This window comes from Chryseobacterium defluvii (assembly GCF_003634775.1).
GTDB lineage: Bacteria > Bacteroidota > Bacteroidia > Flavobacteriales > Weeksellaceae > Chryseobacterium > Chryseobacterium defluvii.
In genome coordinates this window covers 1047946-1074309 of record NZ_RBXB01000002.1, presented here as the reverse complement: position 1 = coordinate 1074309, position 26364 = coordinate 1047946, and the positions used below count along the sequence as shown (strand labels likewise).

The 26364-nt window shown below is 33.9% G+C and carries 34 protein-coding genes and 1 pseudogene; 21 read left to right on the top strand and 14 right to left on the bottom strand.

The window, feature by feature from the left end; genetic code table 11:
* Positions 1–188 precede the first annotated feature (188 nt).
* The 11 genes from BCF58_RS11745 to BCF58_RS11700 all read left to right on the top strand — a co-directional run bounded on the left by BCF58_RS11745 (position 189) and on the right by BCF58_RS11700 (position 6612).
* On the top strand, positions 189–467 hold the full coding sequence (locus tag BCF58_RS11745) for a hypothetical protein (RefSeq protein WP_147462058.1): 279 nt from the start codon (positions 189–191) through the stop codon (positions 465–467).
* Entirely contained in the window at positions 454–729 is a 276-nt protein-coding gene (locus BCF58_RS11740; protein WP_121461957.1) for a hypothetical protein, read from the top strand. The genes BCF58_RS11745 and BCF58_RS11740 overlap by 14 nt, the downstream gene beginning before the upstream one ends.
* Positions 730–1004: 275 nt before the next feature.
* Positions 1005–2168, top strand: coding sequence for a rolling circle replication-associated protein (locus BCF58_RS17720; RefSeq protein ID WP_121461956.1), 1164 nt, complete (start codon positions 1005–1007; stop codon positions 2166–2168).
* Positions 2143–2373, top strand: a complete 231-nt coding sequence (locus tag BCF58_RS11730) for a hypothetical protein (RefSeq protein WP_121461955.1) — start codon at positions 2143–2145, stop codon at positions 2371–2373. Before BCF58_RS17720 ends, BCF58_RS11730 begins: the two co-directional genes overlap by 26 nt.
* A gap of 256 nt (positions 2374–2629) precedes the next feature.
* Entirely contained in the window at positions 2630–3175 is a 546-nt protein-coding gene (locus BCF58_RS11720) for a hypothetical protein (RefSeq protein ID WP_121461953.1), read from the top strand.
* A 329-nt stretch (positions 3176–3504) separates the two neighbouring features.
* Entirely contained in the window at positions 3505–4173 is a 669-nt protein-coding gene (locus BCF58_RS11715; RefSeq protein WP_121461952.1) for a hypothetical protein, read from the top strand.
* A 15-nt stretch (positions 4174–4188) separates the two neighbouring features.
* The gene (locus tag BCF58_RS11710) at positions 4189–5037 is read left to right on the top strand and encodes a hypothetical protein (protein ID WP_121461951.1); all 849 of its coding nucleotides are present in this window, start codon (positions 4189–4191) and stop codon (positions 5035–5037) included.
* A 17-nt stretch (positions 5038–5054) separates the two neighbouring features.
* Positions 5055–5210, top strand: coding sequence for a hypothetical protein (locus BCF58_RS17430; protein WP_170149011.1), 156 nt, complete (start codon positions 5055–5057; stop codon positions 5208–5210).
* Between the two features lie 11 nt (positions 5211–5221).
* On the top strand, positions 5222–5680 hold the full coding sequence (locus BCF58_RS11705) for a hypothetical protein (protein WP_121461950.1): 459 nt from the start codon (positions 5222–5224) through the stop codon (positions 5678–5680).
* A 22-nt stretch (positions 5681–5702) separates the two neighbouring features.
* Positions 5703–5840 carry a hypothetical protein gene (locus BCF58_RS17425; protein WP_170149010.1) on the top strand — a complete coding sequence of 46 codons (138 nt, stop codon included), beginning with the start codon at positions 5703–5705 and terminating at the stop codon, positions 5838–5840.
* An 88-nt stretch (positions 5841–5928) separates the two neighbouring features.
* Positions 5929–6612 carry a hypothetical protein gene (locus BCF58_RS11700; RefSeq protein WP_121461949.1) on the top strand — a complete coding sequence of 228 codons (684 nt, stop codon included), beginning with the start codon at positions 5929–5931 and terminating at the stop codon, positions 6610–6612.
* Here the strand turns inward: BCF58_RS11700 and BCF58_RS11695 are convergent.
* A complete protein-coding gene (locus BCF58_RS11695) occupies positions 6599–6958 on the bottom strand; it encodes a hypothetical protein (protein WP_121461948.1) in 360 nt (119 codons plus the stop codon). The two genes, BCF58_RS11700 and BCF58_RS11695, sit on opposite strands and share 14 nt — an antisense overlap.
* A gap of 54 nt (positions 6959–7012) precedes the next feature.
* On the opposite strand from BCF58_RS11695, the gene BCF58_RS11690 reads away from it, so the two are divergent.
* Genes BCF58_RS11690 through BCF58_RS11675 form a run of 6 tightly spaced genes read left to right on the top strand, consistent with a single transcriptional unit; the run spans position 7013 to position 10078 of the window.
* On the top strand, positions 7013–7534 hold the full coding sequence (locus BCF58_RS11690) for a hypothetical protein (protein WP_121461947.1): 522 nt from the start codon (positions 7013–7015) through the stop codon (positions 7532–7534).
* 2 nt (positions 7535–7536) lie between these two features.
* Positions 7537–7677, top strand: a complete 141-nt coding sequence (locus tag BCF58_RS17420; protein ID WP_170149009.1) for a hypothetical protein — start codon at positions 7537–7539, stop codon at positions 7675–7677.
* Between the two features lie 2 nt (positions 7678–7679).
* On the top strand, positions 7680–7817 hold the full coding sequence (locus tag BCF58_RS17415; protein WP_170149008.1) for a hypothetical protein: 138 nt from the start codon (positions 7680–7682) through the stop codon (positions 7815–7817).
* Positions 7804–8241, top strand: coding sequence for a type 1 periplasmic-binding domain-containing protein (locus BCF58_RS11685; protein WP_121461946.1), 438 nt, complete (start codon positions 7804–7806; stop codon positions 8239–8241). The genes BCF58_RS17415 and BCF58_RS11685 overlap by 14 nt, the downstream gene beginning before the upstream one ends.
* A 5-nt stretch (positions 8242–8246) precedes the next feature.
* Positions 8247–9818 (top strand): hypothetical protein, encoded by a 1572-nt coding sequence (locus tag BCF58_RS11680; RefSeq protein WP_121461945.1) that lies wholly within the window; start codon positions 8247–8249, stop codon positions 9816–9818.
* 5 nt (positions 9819–9823) lie between these two features.
* On the top strand, positions 9824–10078 hold the full coding sequence (locus BCF58_RS11675) for a hypothetical protein (RefSeq protein ID WP_121461944.1): 255 nt from the start codon (positions 9824–9826) through the stop codon (positions 10076–10078).
* A 626-nt stretch (positions 10079–10704) separates the two neighbouring features.
* Here BCF58_RS11675 and BCF58_RS11670 read toward each other — a convergent pair.
* The 9 genes and pseudogenes from BCF58_RS11670 to BCF58_RS11640 form a co-directional block, all read right to left on the bottom strand.
* Positions 10705–11076, bottom strand: coding sequence for a hypothetical protein (locus BCF58_RS11670; protein ID WP_121461943.1), 372 nt, complete (start codon positions 11074–11076; stop codon positions 10705–10707).
* A 41-nt stretch (positions 11077–11117) separates the two neighbouring features.
* Complete coding sequence (locus BCF58_RS11665; RefSeq protein ID WP_121461942.1) at positions 11118–12875, bottom strand: DUF2326 domain-containing protein; 1758 nt, start codon at positions 12873–12875, stop codon at positions 11118–11120.
* Positions 12875–13111 carry an ABC-three component system middle component 8 gene (locus BCF58_RS11660; RefSeq protein ID WP_076596667.1) on the bottom strand — a complete coding sequence of 79 codons (237 nt, stop codon included), beginning with the start codon at positions 13109–13111 and terminating at the stop codon, positions 12875–12877. Before BCF58_RS11660 ends, BCF58_RS11665 begins: the two co-directional genes overlap by 1 nt.
* Positions 13104–14033 carry an ABC-three component system protein gene (locus BCF58_RS11655; protein WP_121461941.1) on the bottom strand — a complete coding sequence of 310 codons (930 nt, stop codon included), beginning with the start codon at positions 14031–14033 and terminating at the stop codon, positions 13104–13106. The genes BCF58_RS11660 and BCF58_RS11655 overlap by 8 nt, the downstream gene beginning before the upstream one ends.
* Before the next feature lie 52 nt (positions 14034–14085).
* Positions 14086–14268 (bottom strand): hypothetical protein, encoded by a 183-nt coding sequence (locus tag BCF58_RS17605; protein ID WP_228434790.1) that lies wholly within the window; start codon positions 14266–14268, stop codon positions 14086–14088.
* Between the two features lie 44 nt (positions 14269–14312).
* Positions 14313–14513: a recombinase family protein gene (locus BCF58_RS17600; protein WP_449384894.1), complete on the bottom strand. Its 201-nt coding sequence runs from the start codon at positions 14511–14513 to the stop codon at positions 14313–14315.
* A 280-nt stretch (positions 14514–14793) separates the two neighbouring features.
* The gene (locus BCF58_RS11645) at positions 14794–14973 is read right to left on the bottom strand and encodes a hypothetical protein (protein WP_228434789.1); all 180 of its coding nucleotides are present in this window, start codon (positions 14971–14973) and stop codon (positions 14794–14796) included.
* A gap of 2 nt (positions 14974–14975) precedes the next feature.
* Positions 14976–15047 (bottom strand): annotated as a pseudogene (locus tag BCF58_RS17695) (hypothetical protein); the annotation flags it as partial.
* Entirely contained in the window at positions 15040–15366 is a 327-nt protein-coding gene (locus BCF58_RS11640) for a winged helix-turn-helix transcriptional regulator (protein WP_228434788.1), read from the bottom strand. The pseudogene BCF58_RS17695 and the gene BCF58_RS11640, both read right to left, overlap by 8 nt.
* A gap of 185 nt (positions 15367–15551) precedes the next feature.
* Between BCF58_RS11640 and BCF58_RS11635 the strand changes: the two genes are divergently transcribed.
* Entirely contained in the window at positions 15552–16343 is a 792-nt protein-coding gene (locus BCF58_RS11635) for an SDR family oxidoreductase (protein WP_121461939.1), read from the top strand.
* A 21-nt stretch (positions 16344–16364) separates the two neighbouring features.
* On the top strand, positions 16365–16688 hold the full coding sequence (locus tag BCF58_RS11630; protein ID WP_121461938.1) for a nuclear transport factor 2 family protein: 324 nt from the start codon (positions 16365–16367) through the stop codon (positions 16686–16688).
* Positions 16689–16828: 140 nt separating this feature from the next.
* Here the strand turns inward: BCF58_RS11630 and BCF58_RS17410 are convergent, their stop codons facing one another.
* On the bottom strand, positions 16829–17113 hold the full coding sequence (locus tag BCF58_RS17410; RefSeq protein ID WP_449384893.1) for a bacteriocin-like protein: 285 nt from the start codon (positions 17111–17113) through the stop codon (positions 16829–16831).
* A 317-nt stretch (positions 17114–17430) separates the two neighbouring features.
* Positions 17431–19797: a TonB-dependent receptor domain-containing protein gene (locus BCF58_RS11620; RefSeq protein WP_170149006.1), complete on the bottom strand. Its 2367-nt coding sequence runs from the start codon at positions 19795–19797 to the stop codon at positions 17431–17433.
* 203 nt (positions 19798–20000) lie between these two features.
* On the opposite strand from BCF58_RS11620, the gene BCF58_RS11615 reads away from it, so the two are divergent.
* Together BCF58_RS11615 and BCF58_RS11610 are read left to right on the top strand one after the other, a co-directional pair.
* Positions 20001–21089, top strand: coding sequence for a sensor histidine kinase (locus BCF58_RS11615; RefSeq protein ID WP_121461935.1), 1089 nt, complete (start codon positions 20001–20003; stop codon positions 21087–21089).
* Positions 21064–21774 (top strand): LytR/AlgR family response regulator transcription factor, encoded by a 711-nt coding sequence (locus BCF58_RS11610; RefSeq protein ID WP_121461934.1) that lies wholly within the window; start codon positions 21064–21066, stop codon positions 21772–21774. The genes BCF58_RS11615 and BCF58_RS11610 overlap by 26 nt, the downstream gene beginning before the upstream one ends.
* A gap of 93 nt (positions 21775–21867) precedes the next feature.
* Here BCF58_RS11610 and BCF58_RS11605 read toward each other — a convergent pair whose 3' ends face one another.
* Both BCF58_RS11605 and BCF58_RS11600 read right to left on the bottom strand, forming a co-directional pair.
* Positions 21868–23385 carry a TSUP family transporter gene (locus tag BCF58_RS11605; protein ID WP_121461933.1) on the bottom strand — a complete coding sequence of 506 codons (1518 nt, stop codon included), beginning with the start codon at positions 23383–23385 and terminating at the stop codon, positions 21868–21870.
* 7 nt (positions 23386–23392) lie between these two features.
* Positions 23393–26269 (bottom strand): TonB-dependent receptor, encoded by a 2877-nt coding sequence (locus BCF58_RS11600; protein WP_121461932.1) that lies wholly within the window; start codon positions 26267–26269, stop codon positions 23393–23395.
* Between the last annotated feature and the right edge of the window lie 95 nt (positions 26270–26364).

The window sequence follows — 26364 nt, the reverse complement described above, 5'->3', positions numbered from 1 at the left end:
TTCTGTTGTTTTAACTCATCTCTATCATTCTGATAGAATCCTATACAAAAACGATCAAATTATTTTAAAACTTAACGAAACCGAATTATATGTTTTTACAGTCATTTATCAGGGGCACTCGTCATTTATGGGCTATTGCTATGTGTGTGAACCAACCTTTAATACAAACTTTCAAATCGACTAAATCCATGAAAACAGATCAGGAACTTGTAAACATTTTGATAGATGTTTTAAAACTTCGCCTTTATCATGGTATGTGTGGCTGTGCTACCTCTTTGTTTCTGGATGATCATATCACTTATGAAGAGCATCAGCGAATGAGAAAAATTATTCGGTCAATCGCTCCCCCAACATATCACAATTCTGGATTTTATTGGCATTACAATGATTTTGAAATCCGCATCCAGAAACTCTCTGAACTTCAATTTAATTCTAACGGTAAACTTTTGTGTTATGAGAACAGATAAAAATTTAGTTCAATTATTAATAAATGAACGTAGTAGTACGGTTTTCGGTGGTTTGTGTAATGCTGTAGCACTTTTAAAATCTTTCGATAAGATCAGTAATTCAGAAAGAAAAAGGCTTGATGAAATTGTTGCTTTTATAGAGCCTCATCGTAGATATGATCAGTTTTATTATTGGAATCCATGTAATACTAAAATCCGCATCCAGAAACTCTCTGAACTTCAATTTGATTCTAACGGTAAACTCCTTGAACATGGCAAATAGACATTATTGTACGTATTGTGGGTCCAAGCGTGTAGAAACAAAAATGGTTTTTGTTTATATCCCCCTTACTCATTCCAATCATTGGTTTTGTACTTCTTGTTTTAACAGATTTATTATAATAAAGTCTACTGCAGAAGACGTCAGACTAATAGGAACTGAAATTAGTATAGTCCGTAATCACGGACTTTGTTCCCGGGATTAACCTTTATATGGACTTGTCAAAAGAATCGGTGCTATCGAAAGTTTTTAAAAACGCTCACAAATAAACGGAATCAATGGAAGTAATAGACTGCGCAAAACTTAAAAAAAATTCTCTTGTTTTTTACAAGAGGTTTATTGGTAGAAAATACAATAAAAAATCCCTTAACAATCTCAAACAAAATACTCAGAAAGATGAAAACAAAAATTCATTCCTCAAGCGACTTAAAAAGCAAAAAGAAGTTGATTGTATCAACACTTACGTGGTCAACTACAAAACCGCCTTTCAATCTGCAACGCAAAAAGAGGTTAAACAATTTTACTCGAAGCAACAAACGAATAAAATTTGTGAGATCACGAATGTTTTTATACAGTCATTATTATCTCGCTATAGCTCAAGCCGTCGTTTTGACCAACGATCAGTTTCCTTTGTTACAATCACTCTACCAACGTCGCAAATGCACACAGACAAAGAAATCATTAAAAATTTTGTAAAGTTTATTGATCATCTAAAAAAGGTTAAAAATTACATTATTGAAGGTGGTCGGGAAACAAAAAAGGAAGCCATGAAAATTGAAAATTATGTTTGGAGGGCTGAAACACAGGAAAACGGTAACATTCATTTTCATCTGCTTTTTGATACGTATTTCAATCATAATACATTAAAAAGGGTCTGGAATCATTACTTGAAAGATATGGGCTATATGGGAGGCGAAAGGGCTGCAAGTATTCATGCTATTAAGAACCTTAATGATGTAGGGGCGTATGTTACGAAATACATGACGAAAGAGCCTTTAAAAGATAAGTACAAAAAAATGCTTGAAAATAGACAGATAACGCAAAAGGAACTCGACAAAGTTCCGAACGATGAAAAGTATAGACGCCCGATCATTGGCAAAATGTGGGGATGTTCTAAAAAATTATTGAAGCTTTCGTATTTAACTTGTTATGATTATGAGATTGCGCAAATGAATGAAATTGTTGATCAGATGAGGGAAGTTGTTGTAGAGAATCTCCCCGAATATGTAAAGGTTTTTACAGGAAATGTACGAAGCATTCTGAAAAAGTGTTCATACAAGCTTCAAAAATGGGTAAGGGGATATTATGAGTTAACGTATGACCGCCTTTATAATTTCATTGAAGAGGTACAGGAATCTGTACAGGAAGTAATTCCAAAGAAAAAACAATTATATCAACAATTAACATTATTCGAGTATGGAAGCTATAACGTGGTACAATAAAAATTTCAGGTTTGTATATACTCCTAAATCAGATATTTCTGATTTGACAGGTTGGAAACGTTTTTTAATTGGTGCGGGTGCTATTCAAAATTATGTAGGTGACAAAAACGCAGAAACGGTCTTAAAATCCGCTCAAAATATGAAAACGGATAAGAAGATATTAAAATTCAGAAAGTGCGGTAAAATTGAAATTTATGTAAAATAATATCTTATGAATAATAAACATGAAACTATCTTTCAAGATTTTCGCAAATTATCAATTAAGGATATTATGTTTTTAAGTGAATGTTCAGAAAGTACTGCAAAAAGGATAAAAAAGAATATCATTAAAGAGTTTAATATTAAAAAATCGCTTTTGTATATTCATTATAAAATGTACTATTGTGATATTGTTTAAATATTTCATATTTGTTTGAATTATTTTTATATATTTGGGTAGTAAACCATTAAAACAAATTAATATGAAAAAAATCTTTTTGACTTTTGGATTTTTATCCGTCTTTTTAATATCTTGTACTAATTCTGGTGATACAATCGAAAATCAGAATTATGCAAAAGAAAATCCTTCTTCTGGTATAGCTTCAAAAACTGCTCAGCAGTTAAGTGATTTTCAGGAAAATGAAAATTTAATTGCTGTAATTGATAATATTACTGCTTATAAAAATGCAATGGCTACAGATGATTATGAAGTAATTAAAAGTTCTTTGGATGCTATTGTTGTAAATTCTAATGCTTTGGTTAATACTTATGGTGAGGAAGAAGTTAATGCGTATTTAACTGAATTGTCTGTTAATAATGGTGAATCTAGATTTTTTGGAACTCATGATAATAATAATTGTACTAGAAATTTGAATGGTACAACGTATTGGGATCAATGCAGTTTCTGGGAGGAGGTAATAGTTGTTATTTCATCGGCTATTATTTGTCAAAGCCCTTCTAGTAGTTCGATAGAAGATATGAATGATTATTATGATTGTGTTCAGGAAAGAATCTGTAAAACTTGTTAATTATGAATAAAACATTGAATTATAAAAAATTTGCATTTCTCTTTTTTTATGGTCTTGCAATTTTCTTAATTACTTTATTAATTTCGATTAAAGTTAATAGGGTATTAGATACAAAATATCTTACTCCAAGTGAGTACGCTAAAAAGCATAATTAACTCATATTGAGTTTTTTATTTTCTCAACTTATTGTTAACAGCGCTCTTTTAGAGCGCTTTTTTTTTGTTTTTAAAAGTGTCAAAATAGGTCAAAATAGGTCAAAACGGTTCAGTCTCTTTTATTCTGTTACATTTTTGTACTGTAAATATTATTAATCAATAAAAATAATTATTATGTCTTGGATTAAAAGAGCGGCGGACAACGTCAATAAAACAGTACAATTTGAGGTAAGGGAAAATGCAAATTCACTTTCGTTAAACTTCAATGCTGAGATAACTGGAGCAATGGTTGATGGCACTAAATGCCAGGTTGAGTTAGTTTCAAAAGGTAAACCTAATCAGGTTGTATTTTCTCAGACTTTCGGTGAGTTGAAAAGTATTCTAAAGGCTTTCTTTCCGAATTTTAAAAATTTTGTTCCCTTCACGGTTCAAGAAAGTTTGGTTTTGAATGATGATAATTATTTCTTAATCACTTTATCATGGACTCATGCGGAACCTGTAACGCTATTTGAGTACTCAATTAATTCTACTGTTGGGCTTACACAATCGCCGTTGATTATCAAAGAAAAGATCATCACAGAAGAAACAAAAATTGATTCTGAATTTTATCCTGTAATGTTTGTTAAGGAAGACATCAGGGAATTCGAAACGGTTGTAATGGCACAGGATACCCCTGACAGTCCCATGATTCCGAAGAAAGTTTTTTACAATTCTTCATATATCCAGTCTGTTCGTGATGCTGATCAGGATTTTCTTCCTGTCGGACTTTCCAAAAATCAAAATGTTACGGTAAGGGTTGCCGATGGTGTTACGGCTAAGCTGTATTTAGTAAATGTTTCTTAATTAAAATTAAAAATTATGGCTTGGGCATTTTTAGCGAAGGCGGGTGTATCTATTTTGGGCTCTGTATTGGGTGGTAAAAAGGATGCTAACGGTTCTAACGCAAATCAAAAAGGCGGTCTTTTAGGAGGTGTAACGAAGTTTATAGGCTCTTTAGCAGGGAAAGGGATGATAGAATCTATCAGTGGTTTTATTAAATCAGGGTTTAAGTTTTCTTGCTTGGGTTCACAGGCATTTACAAAATCAACCCTAGATGAGAATTTGAATGCATTGCAAACGGCTGTCAATGGTGTAAACTGGGATAATATTTCCAGTGTTCAATCTCTAGCAGATTATTGTACGTATGCCATTGCGGTCAGTACAAAGGCTGTAGGAAAATATAAAAGTGCTTGTTCGAAGTCTCTCCGTGAGAAGCTTATGGAAGCTCAACAAAATGCGCTCACAAAAATTACGGAAGCTTATGACTTTACAACTGAAAGTAAATCGGCACAAGATCAGTGGGAGGGAGATATAACCTATACAAGATATATTATTTCGGGTAAAGTGGGGGCGACCCCTGCGGTAACCGTTCCAACTTCTTCACAGCTTCAAACCGAAGTTCCACAGGGATTTATTACTCAATATATAGATCAGATCAAATCAGAAGCCACACAGGCGGGTATTCCTTATACTGATGACTTGCTTAAACAAGTATATCAAGATCAGGTTTCTAAAAATGGTACTTGGCCGTGGGATGTTTCAATAGGTACAGATGATGGCGGTAATATTGGTGGTACGATCAATTTCGGCAATCAACCTAATAATATGATGCCTCTTATAATTTTGGGTGGTATTGGTTTATTGGCTTACAAAATTCTTAAAAAATAATTTATAAAAAATATCTCATGAACGAATTAATGACAACTTTAAACAAAAGTGTTTATAAAAATGCCACAGGTACGGTTGATATTACCGTAATGCACCTAGTTGCTTTGGGTGTTGGTGCAGTCGGATTATATTTTATGGTCCCTGAAAGAAAAAGAAGAAACTTATTTAAGTAAAATATTGGATTATGGCTAATTATAATAGAAAACAGTATTCAGATGCCGAAAAGGCGGAATACTGGCGAAAAAGAGCTTTAAACGGCGGTTCAGATTCTGGACGTTCTTATTCTCGCAATTCTCGTTCAAGTTCTTATTCTGGAGCTCCCAAAAAAAGATCGGGGGCAAAATTTACCAGATATAAAAATGATGGCGGTACGGAACGCTATTTAACTACAGGTTGGAAGCTTTCAAAGACTAAGGAATTAATCACTTTTAAATGTGTTACGACTGATAAAAGCGCGGATGCTGGGAAAGGCTGGTTGGGTTCTATTGCTTGTTCTGTATTGAACAAGAGTAATATGCAAAAGTCCTTTTATTGGGGTTGTATGGAAGCTAAAACGGGAAAGGTGGTAATTCAGGAACTAGGACTTGTTTTAAATCCTAAGGTTAAAAACGGCGGTTACTGCGGAACGTTCATTCAAAAATAAAATTTAATATTAAAATAACATCATGAAAAACATTTTTGAATTCATTGCGAAAAATGCTCCTTTGGTCAAACACTATGCAAACCTGATCATTCATGCTATCGATATGCTGGACGGGGTGCAAAATTGGAGAAAAGACAATCCACCACCGAAGGTTAAATGACATTTTTCTAACTCATGTGTATGTAAATCGCTCTGTCCCGTAAGATGGGGCGATTTTTACAAAATATTAACTTTTAAAATGTAAAATTATGCTTATAACGTTATTAACTGGATTAGGTACTTTGTTTGGTTTATCTAAATTGAGTTTAAAATCTTCGTTTTCTTCTAGTTTTGTTACTGCTGAAAGCTTTAAAGTTTCTGATTCTTTAGTTGAATTTATGAAATATATTGAAGGTTTTAAAGCAACTGCATATAAATATAAGAGTGATCCTGTTACTGTTGGTTCTGGTCTTACTATTTTTTCGAATGGTACAAAACCTATTTTAGGAAAAACCTATTCTGTTGAATTTTTGAATAATGAAAAGAAAATTATGTTACAGAAGAAAACCCAATTAGCTATTAAAAATATTTTTCCTCATTTGTTGAGACCTGTTACCCAACAAGAGGCTGATGTTTTCGTTGATCTCTATTATCAAGGTCTAGTAGAGTCTAGAAGAAAGGGGCTAATATCTGCTTTTAATGCTTCAAAACAGGCATTTTGTAATTGGCTTTTATCTGAACAGGGTATTGGACCAAATTTTTTTATTGGTGGGGATACTAAATTTTTGTTGGGTACTATTAAAAGAAGATACTGGCAAGCTAATTATGCCTATGGTACTGTTAAAACTTTTAAAGAATGTGATGCCTTTATATCTCCATATTCTAAGTTATCGGGTTCCGGAGTTGTTCAATATTATAGAAGCGGAAAATTGAAAATTCCTAGCTTTCTTTAAAGCATTTTGGAAATTGTTTTTCTCCTTCACTTAGATAATATGTTTGCCACATTTTTGAATTAGTATTTACTTCTTTGTTTTCTCTGTCGTTTTTATTTTTATAGAATTCGTTTTCTTTTAAAAATTCAGGATGTGATTTAAACGGGATTTTATAATTCTTTTTTAAACAAATTGCTGTTTTTATTATTTGATCTTTTGTCCAAACATTTAAAATATTTCCGTCCTCTTTTTTTGATATTGAATTTTCGAATCTATTAGATAATTCAGATTCCTTGAAATCTTTTTTTGATTGGCTGTAACATATTATTGATGTTGAAAGTAATACAATTGATAAAGCGATTTTCATGTGTTAAAAAATGTTAAATATTAATCTCAAAAATAACAAAAAATTTGTCATAAAATGAAAATAGATAAAAATTTAAAAAATGAGATTTTAATAGGAGTTTGTTTGAGTGCTTCTATTTATTATGTCATTAAAAAAATGCAGGGTTCTGTAACTCAAACCGTAGTAACTGAACCTTCAAATACAGGTTCAGAAAATACAAATCCTTCCACTGGCAACGGTTCAACTGTTACTCCTGTGGTTACTTCTTATCAAGCGAAGTATTTTAAGGATTCCGAATATTTTGGAAAAAATAAAGCTCCTGAAAAATATTATAATTCTTGGAAGGCTCTTTCCATGATCTTGGATAAAATACGCATTGCTTTTGGCTCTGCTGTTATTATTACGAAAGGCTATGAGCCTGTATATAACGGGGTAATTCTCAATTCTTTTAACATGTGTTCTGCTGTACAGATTTACCCACAGAATAATGATTACGATCATTTATTTTCTGTTTGTAAAAGTCTGCTGAACTTGGGGAATATATCCGTTAAAAAGCTTTACCAGATGGATTCAAAACAGATTTTTATAGAAATGTAGTTATGAATAAGAAAGAAAAATCTTTAGTAATAAAAACGGTTCTGTTGACTATTGCGGGGACTGTTGTTTTAGGTTTATTGGGTTTCCCGATATCTAAATATATAGAATCAACTGATACGGTTTTAACAAATAATAAAAAGTAATTATGAAAAGTTTTAGTGAGTGCAACGGATGCCAGAAACGTGCCGTTGTCTTGGTTTTCGGCTTCGCCCTGATCGGTGTTTATGCCAGTGTTAGAAAAGTAATAACAATTGTAAAAAATTATAAAAATGAAAATATTTGAAAATATAAGTATGTTGCAGGTTTTCGGCTTTATTGCAGGTGCTTTGGTGTTAAGAAAAATTTTGAATACTAAGGTTGCCATAGTTAGCAAAACAAATGATTCTCTTGCGGAACCTGCCAGTGTGGTGGCTTCTTCAGAAGACACAAAACCTGTGGAAACTGTAGAAACTGTTAAGGATGCCTTAGCAATTACAACGAAAAATGTTGCGGTAGGGTATGATGATACTTTGTTTAATCCTGTTGAATCCCATTCTACTACGGATGTTATGGGTACGGTAAAAATTGCCAATGGTGAAGAGGTTCCAGTATATGCCAATAATAGGGAACTTAATTTAACGGGTTCTACTATAAATACATCATCTGATAATTCTAATGCTTTGGTTGAGACTCCCGTTGTATATACTAATCAATTTTTCAATTCTTAGATGTTATGAAAAGGGTTTATTTGTTTTTGGTTTTATTGATAACCTGTGCTTTTAATGCACAGGTTGTCACTTTGATAGATACCTATACTAAAGAATTGGTAAATTATGAAAGGGTTAGTAATTATTATGATGGTAGTTTGATGAATGATTCTAAAACTGATCATGTGATATACCGTAAAAAAGATGGTTACTATTACAAGCGTCAATTTGATGGTAACGTTTCTGCCTCTTGGTTTGGGTTAAAAAATGATGGTGTTTCCGATATGTCAGATGTTTTAAATAATTTTTTTGCAGTGGCTAAAAAGTTGAAACTTAAAAATTTGATAATCCCCGAAGGTAAAACGTATATATCTAAAACAGTTAGGGTAGATGTTGACAACGGTACAAACGTTTATTTTAAAAATCATTTTATAAGCAATTCTCTTAATGAATCTATTATTGTCGGTTCCGATGTTGAAAATAAAGAGATTCATATAAATGGGCTTAGTATTATTAAAAAAGATTATTACGGTGGGATTCTTTCTGGTTCTGTTGGGATTACGATTAAAGACCTGATCAATTCTACTATTAATATTAAAATGACTATGGGTTTTGATATTGGATTGCTTCTTAATTCAACTCTTGGCAACGGTGGTATATCATATAATCAATTTAATTTTATGACAATTTGGGATAATCGTATAGGAGTTAAGTTTGCTACTACAGTCCCTGGATATATCAATGAAAATAACTTTTATGGAGGCTCTTTTAACCATTCGTCTGCTTATCCTGTTAATAGCGCTCCAAATACTTATCATGTTGATATGCAAACTGGTACTTATTTACCTAACAATAACCGTTTTTTTAGTCCTTCTTTTGAAGATAATTCCTTGACGGCTAAGGCAATGCGTATTGACGGTAACTTTAACGTTGTCTATACTCCAAGATTGGAAAATGTTAAAAAGGTTTTGGATTACCCTATAGAGTTTGTTTCTACGTCCGCTTATAATAATATTATCGGTAGGGGTTACGGCTTAACGCATCAGTGTATTACCGATTTGGGGAATTATAATATCTACGAGACTATAGACGGTTTGAGGGTTCAAACCGCTAATAATCATGATGTGCCTGTAATGACCTTGCAAACCGTTGACGGAACTAATAATAATATATTTCGTGTACTCTCTAAAGACAAAGTAAACCCGACGGATGTCCTTAATATTGATGCTTTGGGGTCTATACGTTCAAAAGGTGAATTTATTGTAAATGAGGGGATTTATTTTAAAGCCTATAGTGATAACAGAGATGGTTGGCGAGGTATTTATATGGGTAATGGAAATCCAAATACTAATAATGTTAAAGGCGGTACAGGTTCTATTTATCTAGATCTTGTTTCGAATTCTAAATCTACATTATGGATAAAAAAAGAGGGGGGAGGTTTTTCAGGATTCTGGTCAATGATTCCGACACAGGCGGAAATAGTTCCCGATACTGCTGTCAGTGCAACATCTTCCTATAATGCTGATCAGGTTAATTCTATTATTACTGAGTTGAGGCAATTAAAAACATCATTACAAAATTCAGGAGTTATAAAGTAAAATATATGAAAATATCCGATTTATTTAATAGTATTACAGATACGGTTGCTTTAAAGTATCCAATCTCTACTACAACGTCTTTTTTGGCTTCAATAAACTGGCATTTGTGGGAACTTTTATTTTTTCAAATCTGTGTGTTAATCATTGATATTGTCCGTCAGAAATACATTAAAAAAGAAAGGCAAAAAGATTTGAATGAAACTCGTAAGGAAGTGACGGAAATGGCTGAAAAAACGACTCAAAAAGAAAATATGAAGTGATGTTTAAGAATAAGAATGATTATACGTTTATTGTCTTTGATAAGGAAAATAACCAGTTATGCAAAGTAGAATTTGTACACGACTGTTTTAAGTCGTGCCAGTGGCTGGACCAATCAAAAAATTATAGTCATTGGTATTATGTCAATATTTATGTGCGTAGATCTGGACAATTTTTAAAACGTCATTATAAAGGTCAGTTTATACAAAGATTTCCCAGATAAAATTTTTCGGGCTGTATCTTTTTGAATCCACAAAGATTTTTTTTTTTTATCTTTTTGACAAAGGAATTAACAGCCCGAAATTAAAAATTTGAACCCAATGTTTTGACGGTTCAAATTTTTTTTTATATTTACACCTGTGTTCAAGTAGCACAAAATGAGTTCATTAAAATAGTATTTAACCTGTGTGAGATAGTTAAATTTACATTGTTAAATAGTCCTACAACGAGCGGAGCAATCCGCTTTAAAAATGTCCTATAATTTATATTATGTTAAATTGTGTTGATTTTAATAAATTGCTTGTTACGGATAAACTGATTTTTTAAGTTTTTTTGGTTTACGATAACTTTCCGCCGCTCACTCAATTGTCAATCAAAACTTATTTTACTCCGTATTGTTTTTTTGATACTAAATTGCTATGTAAATTTGGTTTTTATTATTTAAAAAGTTACCTATTTCAAGCAAGAAATCTTTATGCTTTAACTTATATTTCTTTTGATATTGCTTGCGTTTATAATCCCAATCAGAGGAAGTTAATAATTCATTATTAATTTGAAATCTCAATAAAATGCCGTCTAAAGAATAAAGTATATATTTTGTTTCCCTCTCAACCCAACCGATAAAGCAACTGATTCTCTCATCACTACTTAATTTAGTAAAGAATGCATCATCGATAGGAATTTGATTAAATACAGAAACAGATAGTTTTTTTTCACCGACTTGAATTACCTTTATTGTAACTGGAATCGTAGATATATGTATAACTTCTTTTTTCATCATTTATAATTATTAAAATAACTTGACATTACAATAATGATAAACTAAAAACTATTAAGGAAAATTTTTCCTAAATCATCCTTATCATTTAGTTCTAGACAAATTTCATCAGAGGTAAACTTATACTTTTCTCCCTTTTCATCAGTAGGAATATCCGAATCAATCAAAGATAAAATGTATTGTAAATCATATTCTTCACAAAGACTTTTTATTTTATTTAGTAATCTAATTTTTATACGATCATCAAGCCCCTCTAAAATTCCATCGTGATAAGCAAATCTGAAAAAAGAATTTTTTCTATAATGTATTAATAATGCTAAGTCAAAAGCCATACAAAGTAACTTTTTATACGTTGTTCCTTGTGATTCCGAAGTAGTTAATAAATCAGATGGATTTTGATAATCTGCGCTATATTCCACATTTCCCTGTTTGTTTTGCTGTATTGATATCAAAGCATTGGTTCCTAAAATATCATAAATAATATTATTGAAAATTTTATTTATTTCTGCATGCTTTCTTTTGTTAACCGCCTCCCTAATTGCAGTTACAGCATTTTCTACTTGCAAATGAATTCCCTGTATCTGTTCTTCAATTTCTACAGATTGGTCCACCGCTTGTATTTTGTCATTAATTCGTGTAATTTCAGCTTCTAATTTAGATAGTTGTTTCTGATAAGATTTAAATTTTTCATAACTATCTTTCTCTGTCAGAAATGCAAGTTTTTCACTTTTATCAAGTTCAAGAGCTTTAAGTTCTTTATTTACAGTATTGTTTTGTGTCTTTAACTCTTCTAAATTTTCATTTAGATATTTCCTTCTATCTTTAGATATAGCTTCATTAAATTTTATTAATTCCGAAAAGTCCTTTTTTAAAACCTCAGGAAAATAAAGTTCAGCTTCCTTATATAATGCTTCTAAATCCTCAATTTTAATATCTAGATTTAAATGTGATAAAGATTCTTCAATCTTATTAATTTCATAATCTAAACGATAGCGCTCTGTGCTTAAGAGTTGTATATTACTATCTATTTGATCAATCAATTCCTTATTAAGTGTCTTGTCTTGTTCAAAAAAATTAAATTTATCTATAGTTTGTAATGCTATTTCTAAATCCTGCTTTTTAATATCAAGTAACCCAGCCAATTTATCTCTATCTTCAATGTTAATCCTGGCTTCTTCTTTCAGTACTTTAATAATCCCTTTTTTCTTCTCAATATCATCTTCTAATGATAGCTTATTGACTATTAAATTACTGTCATATCCTAAAAGCTCAAAAACAAAAGGTTTCCAATCAATATGTTTTCCTTTAAACTTATCTAACTTATATACATCAAGAAAATCTTGTTGGGTTCGCAAAAAATAAGTAATTGATTTTCGATAATCATAATTTGTAACAACATCAAATCCCAGATATTCATTTAATTTTTTTCGAGATTTTTCGAACGGAATATTTTCTTCGTCCCAAATACTTGGAGCATTAAAACTCTTACTTTTATCTTCACTTAATTTAAATGATATCTTTGTATTAGTATCTATCCCCCTTCTAATTGTGAGGTACTGTCCACTGTTTAATTTTACCTCTCCATAGAATATTACACCATTGAAAATTGTATTTCCAAATATTTTTTTATTAAAAGATCCTAAAAGAATAAAATTGATTACGTGAATCAAAGATGTTTTTCCTAGATTATGTGTGTCTTTTTTATTCAGTTTATCATTAATAATAGCCAACACAACATTGAAGTTTGGGTTAAATTCAATGTTTTTGAAATTTTTGTTAGCATATATTTTCACTAATTTCATTACTTACTTTGTTTAATAGAATCAAGTTCATTCAAATAAACGACTTTATCTAAAAGATATAAAAATGAAAGAGCTTTCTCAAAATTTTCATTCACTTTGTTTCCTATCTTTTGTATCAAAATATTCTTGAGCTCATCATATTTAATAATACCACTCTGCTGTATTTCTTTCATCATAACAGCAGAAAGATATACTACAGAATACTTTATATCTGTATGTTTGTCTGGTTTAAGCATTCTTTTTACCTATATCGCAATTACAATACATGTAATGCAAAAATAAACGAATTAATCTTTTTTTTCCCGCCAATTCAGAATTATTAGAAATTACATAGTCATATAATTCTTCCAGTAAGTGTTCAAAAGCATTGTAAGCACTTCTATTGATTATAATTTTTGCATTTAACTCATCTGCTGTATCATCATAAATTTCTTTAAGAGACTGATTAATTGGATCTTTCAAAAAATTTCTAATAAAATCAAAATATGTATAATTCTTTTTTATTATTTCATCAAAATAATCTTGACTTAAATTATTTATCTCATTTTTACGTTCTATTTTTACATAGATAAGATCTTCTTCAGTTTTACCTATTACACTAGTATCAGGAATGGTCTTATGAAACTCAATTATGAGGTTTTTCAAATCTTGTTCATCAAACTGCAGTGGTGTTAATAAGCTCTGTAATTTTGCTTCTTTAACTATATCAGGATAAGCTTGCAGCCACTGCTGTATTTTTTCATCAGCAAGAACAATATTTATAACACCTGTATTTTCATCGATTAAATTTTCAATTTTTTCATCTTGTTTACCTGTTAGCTTACGATTAGTAAAGAGCATATAATAATCAACTTTATTTTTCCCCTTCAATCTTTCGATTGCAGGAACAACCTCAGTCGTAAGGATTTTTTGAAAATCATGATCTGAACAACTTGTATTTTCTTTCGTTGTGTGCTTTGCTTGAATAACTATTTTTCCGTCCCAAGGTTCTACTGTACTTGGAAAGGAATTTGCTTTTCCGTGAAACCTTCCATCTCTTCCCCCATCAGACCCTTTTGCAAAAGGAATAACAGCTTCTCCCAGAATTTTTCTGCAAATTAGTGTTGCTAAATTTTCAAATTCTGCATCATTTAAATAATGTAGGGGATATTTTCTCATATAGTTTTAAATTTATAGAAAGAAATCATAGATAGAAGATTATTTAATCAATTTAAGATTTGATTATTTTATAAAAGGTGGTTTTATTTCCGATATTAAAAGCTTTCATAATTTCCTCAATAGGAATGTTCTTACTTTCGTAGGAAGTCTTTACTAGAGGCGCAATTTTTTTATATTTTTCTGTCATGCCTTTAGGTCTCCCTCCATTTTTCCCTCTTGCTCTAGCTGCTTTCAATCCAGCATTTGTTCTCTCTATTAACACGTTTCTTTTGTGTTCAGCTAACACGCAAAAATCTGGAAGATTAATTTTCCACTGGCAGAGCTAGTATCAATGTTCTCTGATATAGACTTAAAATGTATTCCTTTTTCATTCAACTCTGTTACAAAGTGAATTAGCCCAACTGTAGTTCTCCCTATCCTATCTAATCTCCAAACGGTTAAAGTATCTCCTTTCCGATAAAATTTAATAATTCGTTTAATTTTGGTTTTTCTGATTTTACACCACTTACTTTATCGACAAAAATCTTATCGATTCCCAAACTCTTTAAAGAATCAGTTTATAAATCTAGGTTTTGCTCAAATTTACTTACTCATGCATATCCAATTAGCATAAGTTCATTTTACTCAATGGTGTCAAATATAATGTAATTTGTTTTCGTGTACAACGAAAATGTACCGAAAAGGAATCGAAAAATAATTTTAAAAAACGTACATGAAACCGACTGTTTCATTTGAAACGGTCTTTTATCAATTTGGTAATTCATTTAAGAAAGTCGCTTGGAATATACGTTTCACTTAAAACCACCTCCTGATCTTTTATCATAGTTGTAACCGGAATTTCAAGTTCAGTCTGAATTTTCACCCGTAAAGCTTCCAGCGCTGAAAGTTCTCTATGAACAAGCATAACCTGTTGGGGAGAATTTTCATATTTTTGATCCATTCCATTAATTCTGATTGGTCTGCATGGGCTTTTACATTATTGCTGTTATTATTTGAATGGAATTTCCTATATATTTTCTTCTACATTAGTAGATCCCTGAATTTTCTTAATAATCAACATTCTTAATCGATCCTCATGTTGATCCCCCCATTGTCCTAAAGCACTTATAATAGGGATTAAACTTTCACCAAACTCAGTAAGTGCATATTCTACTTTTGGCGGAACAACCGGATAAATAGTCTTTGAAACAAGTTCATGTTCTTCCAGTTCCTTCAACTGGATATTGAGAACCCTTCGTGATGCATCCGGTATTTTACGCTGCAATTCACTAGGTCTTTTATGTCCCTGATGAATAAACCAAAGTAGGCGTATTTTCCATTTACCGTAAAGCACTTCACCTATCAGATCAAGGCCACAATTCAGATTTGGTATTATTTTTCTCTCATACATATTGCAAAATTAAACGTATGTTCCGGTTTGTACAATAGGGGAATAATTTATCCCTATATGAATCGTAATTCCGTACTTGTGCAAACTGTTTTTATACCCCAATTTTGTCCTATAAACAATTCTTAAAAATGGAACAATTTAATTTCAACAATGAGTTATCAGGCAAGATTGCATTGGTAACTGGAGGTACAAAAGGTGCCGGAAAAGCAATTGCGGAAAGGCTGCTGCAAGCTGGAGCAACGGTTATTATTACAGCAAGAAACGCACCTGAAAAAGAGAATACCAATTTGCATTTTATTTCTTCTGATTTGAGTAAGGAGGAAGGAGCACAAAAAGTAATCAGCGAAGTGTTGTCAACTTATGGGAAGCTGGATATTCTTGTGAACAATCTGGGTTCTTCCTCAACACCCGCTGGAGGCTTTGCCGTATTAACAGATGAAGATTGGGAATCAACCCTACAAGCTAATTTGCTTGCCCCGGTTCGGTTGGACAGAGGATTCTTACCACAAATGATCGAACGCAAAACCGGTGTTATTATTCATATCGCTTCAATTCAAGGTAAATTACCACTTTATGATTCAACTTTACCTTATGCAGCTTCAAAAGCAGGATTGAGAAACTATAGTAAAAGTCTATCGAACGAAGTTACCCCCAAAGGTGTTCGGGTACTGACTGTTTCGCCAGGGTGGATCAATACAACAGCATCGGAAGCCTGGCTGGGTGAAATTGCGAGAAACGCGAGTAGTACTGTAGAAGAAGCGCAACAAAGTGTGATGGATGCATTGGGAGGAATACCTTTCGGAAGACCTGCTGAACCTGAAGAAGTAGCTGAATTAGTTGGTTTTCTTATTTCGCCAAGAGCCAATTATTTAACAGGAACTGAATTTGTAATCGACGGTGGTACCGTACCAACAGTTTAATAATTTTAAAAAAAATAAAAAATGAATTTACCTAAAGTAATCACAGATTTAGTAAAAGCCCAGAACGATTTTGATAGCGTTTCCTACGCCAATTGTTTTTCTGATACAGCTGTTGTTTTTGATGAAGGAAAAATGTACAACGGAAGAAAAGAAATACAGCATTGGATCGCAGATTCCAACGAGCATTACAAATCGGTTATGAAACCTGTCAGTTATGAAGAAAATGAAACGAAAAGCATTTTAAAAGCAGAAGTTTCGGGAAATTTTCCCGGAAGCCCAATTGTATTAAAATTTCATTTTGAAATTGCTAACGGGCAAATACAGCATTTAAAAGTAACAGATTAAGATGAGCATTACTGGTACCACAATTATTTTAGTGGAGAAATATCATAAAAATATGGTATTTTAAATAGATGAAAATTCTATATATGCTAATTAAAAACCGCTCTTTTGGAGCGGTTATTAGTAACATGAATATTTTTATCTTAGCAAGTAGATCCACATGCCAGTAATTTAATGGTTACAATACCATTAATTACGCATTGTACCTCACATAATGTATTGGCTGCAACAGCGCCTGTACCGCTGACCACGCCGCCAACTACACCAACAACGCCACCTATAGCGCCCCCAACAACACTGCCTGCACCTCCAACGGCCCCTCCAACAGCAGCACCAAGGCCACCTACTGCCCCGGTAATGTTGTCAAGTAATCCGTTTCCTGAAATAGTTCTCAATTCGTTTCTGTTCAATTTTTTTAAGTTTTTCATGTGTAAATATTTTATTTGATTATTACATCACTAAGATATGAATAATAACAATATGTCAATCTAATTTTGAATAAAATAATTAAATTATTTTATTGTTTAATATCTCGTTAATATAAACGTTATTTAATGATTATTTGAAAATAAAGAAAATTAATGGATTGGTACGTTTTAGATTCAAAAACTTTACATTGAATATTATTTTTTCTAGTAAAATTTTCATTGAAAAAATAAATTTTGGCATGTGGTCATACTACCCTTTTTTTCAAATCCTTTTATCCTGTTATTAATAATTTGATGTTTTATTTACTTCAAAACTTTTAATTTTCATCGGGTAAACGGTCTTTTTCTCCTTTTTTTCTATTGAAGCGATAGGCTATGGTAAGATTAATCATCCGGCCTACTCCATAATTTGTAGATTGGAGCTGGTAATCGTTTGTATGTAGCTCTTGCCTTTCAATAAGAGAGTTGAGAATATTGTTAAAGGCAACGGCAATAGTCATTTTTTCTTTTAATATATCTTTGCTTACTGCTATATTGAGCCTGTACACGGGCTTGTTTAAAGATTGGATATCATGATATTTTCCCCTATAGCTAAACATGGATTCTATGGTCAGGTTTTCAGGGAGTTTCATTCTGGAGTTAATTTGGGTGTTCCACATTTTATTTTGGGATTTATATTCTTTTCCTTCAAAATTTCCCTTTTGTTTAAAACCGTAATAATTGAAATTGAAGGTGAGATTCCACCAATTCAGGGGTTTGTATGTCCCTGAAACTTCAAGGCCGTATCTTTCTTCATAATCCAGGTTGATTGGGGTGCGCAGGAAGTTTCCATCCTGGGTCTGTTTCAAAACATATTGAAAATAATTGGTGGTATGCTTATAATAAATAGCCGGAGTAATGGTGAATTTATTTGCTTTCTTTAAAAAGGAAAACTCTATTGAATGGGTATATGTAGGGTCTAAATCCGGATTACCGATCGTAAGATTGCGTAAATCGGAAAGTCCGCCAAAAGGATTTAATTGCCAGAATTCGGGTCTGTTGATCCTTCTGCTGTAGCTTAATTGCAGGTCTATGCTTTCCTGTAGCTTATATCCTAAGTGTAGAGTAGGAAAAAAATCTGTATAATGTTTATCCTGGGTGAAAGTACCTACCCGATCGGAAATTCCGATCAGGGACATTTCTGCCCTTATTCCTAGCAGGTAGCTCCATTTATTTATCTTGTCACCCCATTGCAGGTAAGCTCCGATTAGGTTTTCATCATAATTCAGCTTATTATTATATTCGGGAAGTGATAATCCGTTCGATTGGGCCAGGTAATCACTTCTTATAGCGCGAAAGTTACCCCTTACTCCTGTTTCCAATTTGCTATTATTTTTTGTTTTCACATAATCACTTTGAATAAAGATATCATTGCTGCTTTCTATATTTCGGGTAATCAGGTTATCATCAGGGCTTTCATTCGGAAATACGGTCCGTTGTGTGATATTCTGGTTTTCATCATCGTTCCAGAAATCGTATTGCAGGCTTGTTGTCCAGCTTTTATCTTTTTCTTCAGAAGTTTTGACGTAATTAAGTTCTAGCTGATTGTATTTTTTGGGTTCTTTATAATGTTCAAAACGATAGATTGAAGTATCTATCGTATGATCGGCATTATAATAATCATAATTGTAGTCAATATGATTATTAAGAATCAATGTACTATGATAGAAGCTTCCTGTTAAAGTGTTCCCGGTATTGAAATAATAGTCACCGCCAATATAGAAGTTATAATTCCGATCGCGCCTGTCTGTTGTATTACTTTGCAGCAGGGTATTTTTCTCGCCGTTATTAAAAGTAGTTTGTACTTTATCCTCTTTAATATCCAGCTTCCTGAAACGGACTCCAACATTAGTAAACAGGTTAAATCTTTCCTTTTTATAACTAAGATTAATATTGCCGTTATAGTTTGCGGGATCTCCTGCACCGGCTTGTACGGAGCCATTTAAACCGTATAGTGTGTTTTTCTTCAATACGATGTTGATTATTCCTGCCGCTCCCTGTGATTCGTATTTTGCAGAAGGGTTGGTGATGACTTCTACTTTTTCGATCTGGCTCGCAGGTATTTGCTCCAAACCGTTATTCATTGACATTACGGAGGGTTTCCCATTAATGACCACTCTTACTCCTGCATTTCCTCTTAAACTTACAGTGCCGTTGTTATCAACACTTACAGACGGCACGTTGCTTAATATGTCATTGGCGTTTCCACCTTTTGACATGATATCTTTCCCTACATAAAAAGTTCTTGTATCGAGATTAAGTGAGGTGCCGGTTTTTTCTCCTGCAATATTGACCGCCTTTAAAAGTTGAAAATCGTCCTCTAAGAATAAATCGCCCAGGTTAAAATCCTGATTGATTTGCCTGTTGTCCAGCAAAACGGACTTGAAAGATGTAAGATCAATCTGTATAGCATATATTCCCGCCTCTGTCTGTATTTCGAATTCTCCATTTATATCACTGGCAACAGAAGCTCCGTTTTTTGTATCTGAAACGGAAGTTATAGTGATTGTTGCATTTTCCAGCGGTAATCGGGTTTGTTCACTCAATATCCGGCCTTTTAACTGAACCTTTTTAATGTCCTGAGCTATCATTGGCTGCAACGTACAGAACATAAGCACCAGGAAAATAATTTTTGTAGTATTCATATTTTTAATTTCTTGGTGCGAAGATGTGATATTGATGCATTCAAAATGCATCAGATAGCTCTATATAATATAAATGTACCTTTATAAAGCCTAATAACCCCTCAATCCATTTCATCTGCCATTTTACTCTATTCATCTCATAATTCAGGGTATTTATCTTTACTTGGAATATTGTTTCTATGAAATGGTATATTTGATGTGCAATGTCGATTTTAGAAAAAGCAATTCGTTATAGTACGATTTACCGTGTTTCCAGCCATGTTTTATTCTGGCTGGTCGTATTTATTGTTCCTCAATATCAGCAGGATATGAGTTTCCGTGATACATTGATTGAAAATATTTTTTATGTATCTTTTTATATGATGGCTTGCTACTTTGTTGCTTACTTTATTATTCCAAAGCTGTTAAGGGGAGATAATTATCCCGTTGTTATCCTGTATTTCGTTACCGGCAGCTACTTAATAAGTGCATTTTCAAGAATAATGGTTGTGCATGTTTTGGAGCCGATCATCCGGGAGCCTCCTTTCGAGAAGGAGTCCATTATAGAAATTCTTACGGATATAAGAAAGCTTGTCGTTGTTTATTTTTTGCAAAACTTTTCCCTTGCATGGATTTTTGGCTTCATCAAATTGGTTAAAGACCAGTACGTAATAAAGCAACGGACATTGCTGCTAGAGAAAGAAAAAACAGAAACTGAATTAAATGCATTGAAAGCTCAGCTTAATCCCCATTTTTTGTTTAACACCCTTAATAACATCTATTCACTGTCGTTAGTCAATTCTCCCATTACTTCTCCGTCTATAGCGGGTTTATCTGAGATTTTAGACCATGTTCTTTATCGTTGTAATAGTCATTATGTACCGGTCTCAACGGAGATTAAATTGCTGAAGAACTATATTGATCTTGAAAAATTGAGGTATGATGAACGGTTAAGGGTAAATTTCAGATATTCCATAGATGAAGATCTGGATATTGTCCCTTTAATTCTTTTGTCGATCGTAGAAAATGCTTTTAAACATGGGGCCGGTGAAGATATAGGCTTTCCGGGTATTGATATAGATCTTAAACTGAAAGACGGGAATTTCTGTTTTAAAGTTTCCAATACATGTATTGCCCGGGAGCATCATGAGCCGGGAGAAAAAATCGGACTGGAAAATATTCGAAAGCAGCTGAGTTTGGTGTATCCTCAGAATCATGAATTTAAAACTTACATCAAAGACAGTACTTTTGTAACTTTATTGATTATAACAGATCTAAAATCCAAGCATGAAAATAAAATGTCTTTTAGTTGATGACGAGCCTTTAGCGATCCGGCTGCTTGAGACGCATCTGGAAAAGCTTGATATGTTTGAAGTAATGGCAAGCTGCAACAATGCTATCAAAGCGTTGGAAATGTTGAGAACGGAAACTATAGATCTTATTTTTCTGGATATCAAAATGCCTCAGATTTCGGGAATAGATTTTCTGAAAACACTCAAAAACCCTCCTGCAGTGATTGTTACCACAGCGTATAGGGAATACGCATTGGATGGGTATGATCTGGATATTATAGATTATCTCTTGAAACCTATTACATTTGACCGCTTTTTCAAAGCTATAGACCGCTATCTCAGAACGGTTCAGATACAGCCTGCTGTTCCGGCGATCCCGGTTGCCGATCAGTATATTCATATTAAATCCGGAGGGAAATTTTACAAGTTACAGATTGAGGATATTCTGTATGTAGAAAGCTTGAAAGATTATATAACCATTCATTGCAGCCACCAAAAAATAGTGGCTAAATACAAAATCAGTGATATGGAATCTGAACTGAAACCATTCCGGTTTTTGCGTATTCACAGGTCTTTTATTGTTAATCCTCAAAAAATAACGGCTTTTACTGTTCATGACGTGGAAATCGGACAAAAGGAAATTCCTATCGGGACTAATTATAAAGAATATGTTTTTCAGACGCTTACCAATAACTATTCTGGCTAATAAAAGGGCTATACTGTATCAGTATAACTCTTTATGATAATATAACTAAGTAGATTTTAATTGGCAACAACACCATTCCGGCTCTAATTAATACTATAATAATGCTTTTACGATAGATATAATACTCATAATAATGACAACGACCCCTACCGTTACAAACATTTTCTTAGTGGGCAACCTGGAAGTGAGCATCGCGGAAAAGGGAGCGGTAAAAACACCACCCAGTAAAAGCCCCAATACAATATTCCAGTGATGAATACCTATGGTAAAAATAAAGGTTATGGCACTCGTTATGGTAAGAAGAAATTTAGCTACCGTGGAGCTTCCAACAACATATCTGGGTGTTCTTCCTTCTTTGATCAGTGTTCCGGTAACCAACGGCCCCCATCCACCGCCGGCAAAAGAATCAATAAATCCCCCGATAAATCCCAGTATTCTGAGATTGGTTTTTCTTTCGGTTTTTACGGTACCTTCCTTTTTTTCTTTAAAAGCATTCTTTAGAATATTCAAACCTAAGTAGAATGTATAACATGCAATGAGAGGTTTTACGATGTGAGCATAAGATTCACCGTAATGAGACAGCATTAATGCTCCTGCTATTGAACCTGCAATAGCTAAAGGAAACAATACCCAAACCAACTTTTTATTGACATTCCCCAGTTTGTAGTGACTGACGCTTCCAGCCGCAGTTGTAAAAGATTCTGCAGAATGAATACTCGCACTGATGACCGGTGGCGGAACATTCAATATCAGTAAGATGGTGGTACAAATCACTCCGTATCCCATTCCCATTGATCCTGCGACAATTTCCGCCAGAAAGCCCGCCAATAGCATCCAGTAAAAAATATGCCCGTCTTTATTAAGAAAAGTCTGTATATCTCCTGAAAGATCAAACTGGTAAATTATAATACCCAACAATCCGAAAAGGATCAAAACCCCGATGATTCCGAGATAAATATTAGCTCTTTTCTGTACTGTTTTGGTAATCCGGATCAGCTTTTCCATTTCGAGATCCGATTGAGAATTACTCTCTTTCTCTTCATTCAGATATTCGGTCGTTAGTCTGTTAAGCTCCTTCACTTTGTAATCGAAATCTCCTTTCAGCTGATTGCGTATATCCTGCATATTGTCTAATACATGGTCTATTTCATCCGGAATAGCCTCTGCTAAGGTTTCGCGCACTCTTTTGGCTATAGTGGGAGATTTTCCATTGGTGGAAACAGCAATTTTGAGGTCTCCTTTTCTGACAATCGATCCCAGGTAAAAATCACATAATTCAGGTTTATCAGCAATATTGACAAGTAAATTACAGGAATTAGCTGTTATTCGGATCTGTGTAGCCAGGTCAATATCATTTACCGCTGCAATTACAAGATCTGCCTTATTGAAATCTTCGTTGTGATAAGCTCTTTCATGTATGATCAGATTCGGATAGGTTTCTTGTAAAGCTTTAATCTCAGGTATGATTTCCTTAGCAACTAATGTAATAGGAGTTTCAGGAGAATTGGAAAGAACCGATTGAAGCTTTTCCAGGGCAACTTTTCCGCCTCCGATGATAAGCAAGGATAGCTTTTCAAGCTTTAAAAATACAGGATACAACGTATTACTCATCTTGATATTACAGTTTTAAATCATAGGTAAAAGCCACATAGTATAGTCCACCGACTTCAGGACCTGCAGCATATTGAAAATAACGGCGGTTCAATAGGTTGGTCGCTCCTATTTTAACCTGAGCTTTAATTTCAGGAATTCTCCAGGTAGCCTGTGCGTCAATGGTATAATAGGCCGGAATTTCTCCGGAAGCCAATGGACTTTCCCATAAGAAACCGTCCTGCCATCTTGCCACGACAGTGAAGCCTATATTCTTAATAATCTCCCTGTTTCCCACACTTACATTTACTGTCCATTTAGGAGTGTTGAAGGAGGTAATAAAAAGATCCGATCTATTGGAAGATATGAGGTCATTGTAAGATACATTGGCATTAATATTATAATTCTTAATCAGATTATAACGGATTCCTAATGAGGTACCATAACTTTTGTACGTTTTATTGCTGTTGGTATAGACTCTGTATCTGTCCTGTTTGCTGCGGTCAAGCATATCAAGAACGGCTTGATCTGTCCCTACTTTCCCGTTTTTAGGGACAGCGACTTCTACCTGTCCCAGAAAGCCTTCATAGATGTTGTAATAAAAATCCCAGTCCATCACCAGTTTATTATTGAAGAATACAGATTTGTATCCCATTTCAAAGGAATTGATTTTTTCCGGCTGCAATTTTTGCAGATTGGCTACCACTAAAAGATTTCTGTTGTCCAGAGCAGCCTGGTTCTGTGTGGCACCTCCATCTACGGCGGCATTAACAGCAGAGGTGAATTGGTCAATGGAAGCAAGCGTATATGAATTGTCAAGGTAGCCTAATCCTTCATTAACTTTCGTAAGTCCTCCTACTCTTCTTACATTGCCGTTATTCACAAAGGAAAGAGCTTCAAATAAGGAAGGAAAACGGAATCCGTTCTGAAAGGATGCTCTGAAGTTATGCTGGTTCACGGGAGAGTATACTATACTTACCCTTGGATTAAATTTAGTATCAAATTCAGGATTTCTATCAACACGCAATGCCAGATTGACCTTTAATCGATCATCGAAGAAAAGCTTGGTCAGCTGCGCAAAGGCACCATATTTCTGATAAATCACATCCTGACCGAATGTACCGTCAGACAAAGGGATATTTCTTTCGCTTACAGGTCTGTTGAAGTCGACAAAATTATTTCCATCGGGAGTTATGCTGTATAAACGGTAATCTATTCCTGCCAAAAGACTGAATATTTTTACGAATCTGCTCAGGTCATACGTTATTTCTCCATGATAAAAACGGGATTTCTGCTCCAGTTTTGCGCCTCCTGTTTCCGGTGCTCCCACAATTCCTGCATTAGCTGAATCCCAGTTGTTGATCCTGGTAATGGTGTTCTTTAACTGCTCAAAGGCAATTGTACCGGGAACTGCCCTGTTTTTATCGGCTTCCTGTCTTGCCAGAATGAAAGCATCATTAAGACTTACTCCTGCATTCAGGGTATTTTGTAAAGTAGACTGGAATATGTTTCTCCAATTGCTATTAGAGAGGTTGGTAAGGTCAAGATTATCGGCTAAAGGCTTAAGGTTATAAGAATCTCCGGTATTTTCTATGGAGACATAAGCTCTGAATGTAAGTTCCCTGCCGGTAAGCTCCACTTTATGATTCTGAACCGTTGCATTTTGCAGACGGATCTTGTTTCCCCTCTGAAAGGTTCCGTCTAAAAGTCCGTAACGATATACATAGGAAGTTCTCCACTGGTCTCCAAAACGGTAATACAATCCTGCATCGAATTTTATATTTTTCACTTCAGGGCTTACCAGATCCTTTTCAAGATATCCCGTCCTTGAAACATTAAAAGTGGTCGGCTTCCCATTATAATTTACCTTTACCGCTACCCTGTTGTTTCTTTCATCTCCATATTTATTCCATAAGTCTTCTGCCGGATTGTTGGCAAGGGAAAAATTAGGATTGGCCGTAATCAGAGAATTGGGATTTTGGTCTGTATGATTATCCGAGATCCAGTCTACACCATTGAAGTAAGAGGCATTCATCTTTATGGCCAGGTTTTGATTAAGTGCCTTGGCAAATCTAATGGCACTTTCACCGAGAGGGGCAGTTTGATGGTGAATATTGTCTACATGGTTTACACCACCCCGAAAATAAACGCTTAAACCTTCAGAAGTAAACGGATCTTTCGTCTGAAGACTGGCTAATCCGTTAATAGCATTCATTCCATACAAGGCGGAAGCCGCACCGGGAGTCACTTCCATAGACTGGATATCCAGCTCAGTTGGTCCAATAGCATTTCCCAGGGGAACTCCCAATGTGGCCGACTGAACGTCAACACCATCTACCAATTGCATAAAACGGAAATTATTAGGAGAATTGAATCCTCTGGAATTAGGGACTTTTAAAGTAAGACTTGAAGTTAAAAGCTGTAAGCCTTTTACATTTTCCAGTGTCTCATAGAATGACGAAGCCGGACTTTCGCGGATGGCTTTGATATCTATTTTTTCAATAGCGATGGGCGATCTTAATACTTTCTCAGGAACATGGGATGCGGAAATGACCACTTCATTAATGATGGTGTTCTGGGGATTCAGCTCTATGGTGATTTTATTCGATAAGGAAAGAATTTCAACAGTCTGGCTTGTGTAGCCTTCTTTATGGATACTTACTCTGAAAGGTATTTTAACCCTTGTTCTCAGGATAAAATGTCCTTCCTGGTCTGTCAAGGCCGTATCCTGAGTGTTTTCGATCTGTACCTGCACTCCGGCAATTCCTTTATGGGTATCAACATGCTTGATAATTCCGCTTACTTCTATGAGCTGTTGCTGTGCCTGTAAGACATTAAAGGATAAAAATATAAATAATAAAATAGTTGTTTTGGGCAGAAAATAATTCTGTCTTCTAGGTTTCATTGATGATCATTTTTTAGGTTAACAGGAATGTGATGCGATATTTATGATAAACAGCACATACACATTCGTATTCCTAAAAGCTGAGGATCGTGTTT

What these genes read in the sequence shown, in the direction of transcription:
- BCF58_RS11710 (WP_121461951.1), top strand. Translation starts at nt 4,189, where the DNA reads ATGGCTTGGGCATTTTTAGCGAAGGCGGGTGTATCTATTTTGGGCTCT.
- BCF58_RS17410 (WP_449384893.1), bottom strand. Translation starts at nt 17,113, where the DNA reads ATGAAAAACTTAAAAAAATTGAACAGAAACGAATTGAGAACTATTTCA.
- BCF58_RS17415 (WP_170149008.1), top strand. Translation starts at nt 7,680, where the DNA reads ATGAAAAGTTTTAGTGAGTGCAACGGATGCCAGAAACGTGCCGTTGTC.
- BCF58_RS11665 (WP_121461942.1), bottom strand. Translation starts at nt 12,875, where the DNA reads ATGAAATTAGTGAAAATATATGCTAACAAAAATTTCAAAAACATTGAA.
- BCF58_RS11680 (WP_121461945.1), top strand. Translation starts at nt 8,247, where the DNA reads ATGAAAAGGGTTTATTTGTTTTTGGTTTTATTGATAACCTGTGCTTTT.
- BCF58_RS11655 (WP_121461941.1), bottom strand. Translation starts at nt 14,033, where the DNA reads ATGAGAAAATATCCCCTACATTATTTAAATGATGCAGAATTTGAAAAT.
- BCF58_RS11740 (WP_121461957.1), top strand. Translation starts at nt 454, where the DNA reads ATGAGAACAGATAAAAATTTAGTTCAATTATTAATAAATGAACGTAGT.
- BCF58_RS11670 (WP_121461943.1), bottom strand. Translation starts at nt 11,076, where the DNA reads ATGATGAAAAAAGAAGTTATACATATATCTACGATTCCAGTTACAATA.
- BCF58_RS11700 (WP_121461949.1), top strand. Translation starts at nt 5,929, where the DNA reads ATGCTTATAACGTTATTAACTGGATTAGGTACTTTGTTTGGTTTATCT.
- BCF58_RS11630 (WP_121461938.1), top strand. Translation starts at nt 16,365, where the DNA reads ATGAATTTACCTAAAGTAATCACAGATTTAGTAAAAGCCCAGAACGAT.
- BCF58_RS11605 (WP_121461933.1), bottom strand. Translation starts at nt 23,385, where the DNA reads ATGAGTAATACGTTGTATCCTGTATTTTTAAAGCTTGAAAAGCTATCC.
- BCF58_RS17425 (WP_170149010.1), top strand. Translation starts at nt 5,703, where the DNA reads ATGAAAAACATTTTTGAATTCATTGCGAAAAATGCTCCTTTGGTCAAA.
- BCF58_RS17430 (WP_170149011.1), top strand. Translation starts at nt 5,055, where the DNA reads ATGAACGAATTAATGACAACTTTAAACAAAAGTGTTTATAAAAATGCC.
- BCF58_RS17720 (WP_121461956.1), top strand. Translation starts at nt 1,005, where the DNA reads ATGGAAGTAATAGACTGCGCAAAACTTAAAAAAAATTCTCTTGTTTTT.
- BCF58_RS11600 (WP_121461932.1), bottom strand. Translation starts at nt 26,269, where the DNA reads ATGAAACCTAGAAGACAGAATTATTTTCTGCCCAAAACAACTATTTTA.
- BCF58_RS11610 (WP_121461934.1), top strand. Translation starts at nt 21,064, where the DNA reads ATGAAAATAAAATGTCTTTTAGTTGATGACGAGCCTTTAGCGATCCGG.
- BCF58_RS11730 (WP_121461955.1), top strand. Translation starts at nt 2,143, where the DNA reads ATGGAAGCTATAACGTGGTACAATAAAAATTTCAGGTTTGTATATACT.
- BCF58_RS17420 (WP_170149009.1), top strand. Translation starts at nt 7,537, where the DNA reads ATGAATAAGAAAGAAAAATCTTTAGTAATAAAAACGGTTCTGTTGACT.
- BCF58_RS11675 (WP_121461944.1), top strand. Translation starts at nt 9,824, where the DNA reads ATGAAAATATCCGATTTATTTAATAGTATTACAGATACGGTTGCTTTA.
- BCF58_RS11690 (WP_121461947.1), top strand. Translation starts at nt 7,013, where the DNA reads ATGAAAATAGATAAAAATTTAAAAAATGAGATTTTAATAGGAGTTTGT.
- BCF58_RS11715 (WP_121461952.1), top strand. Translation starts at nt 3,505, where the DNA reads ATGTCTTGGATTAAAAGAGCGGCGGACAACGTCAATAAAACAGTACAA.
- BCF58_RS11645 (WP_228434789.1), bottom strand. Translation starts at nt 14,973, where the DNA reads ATGGATCAAAAATATGAAAATTCTCCCCAACAGGTTATGCTTGTTCAT.
- BCF58_RS11635 (WP_121461939.1), top strand. Translation starts at nt 15,552, where the DNA reads ATGGAACAATTTAATTTCAACAATGAGTTATCAGGCAAGATTGCATTG.
- BCF58_RS11720 (WP_121461953.1), top strand. Translation starts at nt 2,630, where the DNA reads ATGAAAAAAATCTTTTTGACTTTTGGATTTTTATCCGTCTTTTTAATA.
- BCF58_RS11695 (WP_121461948.1), bottom strand. Translation starts at nt 6,958, where the DNA reads ATGAAAATCGCTTTATCAATTGTATTACTTTCAACATCAATAATATGT.
- BCF58_RS11615 (WP_121461935.1), top strand. Translation starts at nt 20,001, where the DNA reads ATGTCGATTTTAGAAAAAGCAATTCGTTATAGTACGATTTACCGTGTT.
- BCF58_RS11705 (WP_121461950.1), top strand. Translation starts at nt 5,222, where the DNA reads ATGGCTAATTATAATAGAAAACAGTATTCAGATGCCGAAAAGGCGGAA.
- BCF58_RS11745 (WP_147462058.1), top strand. Translation starts at nt 189, where the DNA reads ATGAAAACAGATCAGGAACTTGTAAACATTTTGATAGATGTTTTAAAA.
- BCF58_RS11660 (WP_076596667.1), bottom strand. Translation starts at nt 13,111, where the DNA reads ATGCTTAAACCAGACAAACATACAGATATAAAGTATTCTGTAGTATAT.
- BCF58_RS11685 (WP_121461946.1), top strand. Translation starts at nt 7,804, where the DNA reads ATGAAAATATTTGAAAATATAAGTATGTTGCAGGTTTTCGGCTTTATT.
- BCF58_RS11620 (WP_170149006.1), bottom strand. Translation starts at nt 19,797, where the DNA reads ATGAATACTACAAAAATTATTTTCCTGGTGCTTATGTTCTGTACGTTG.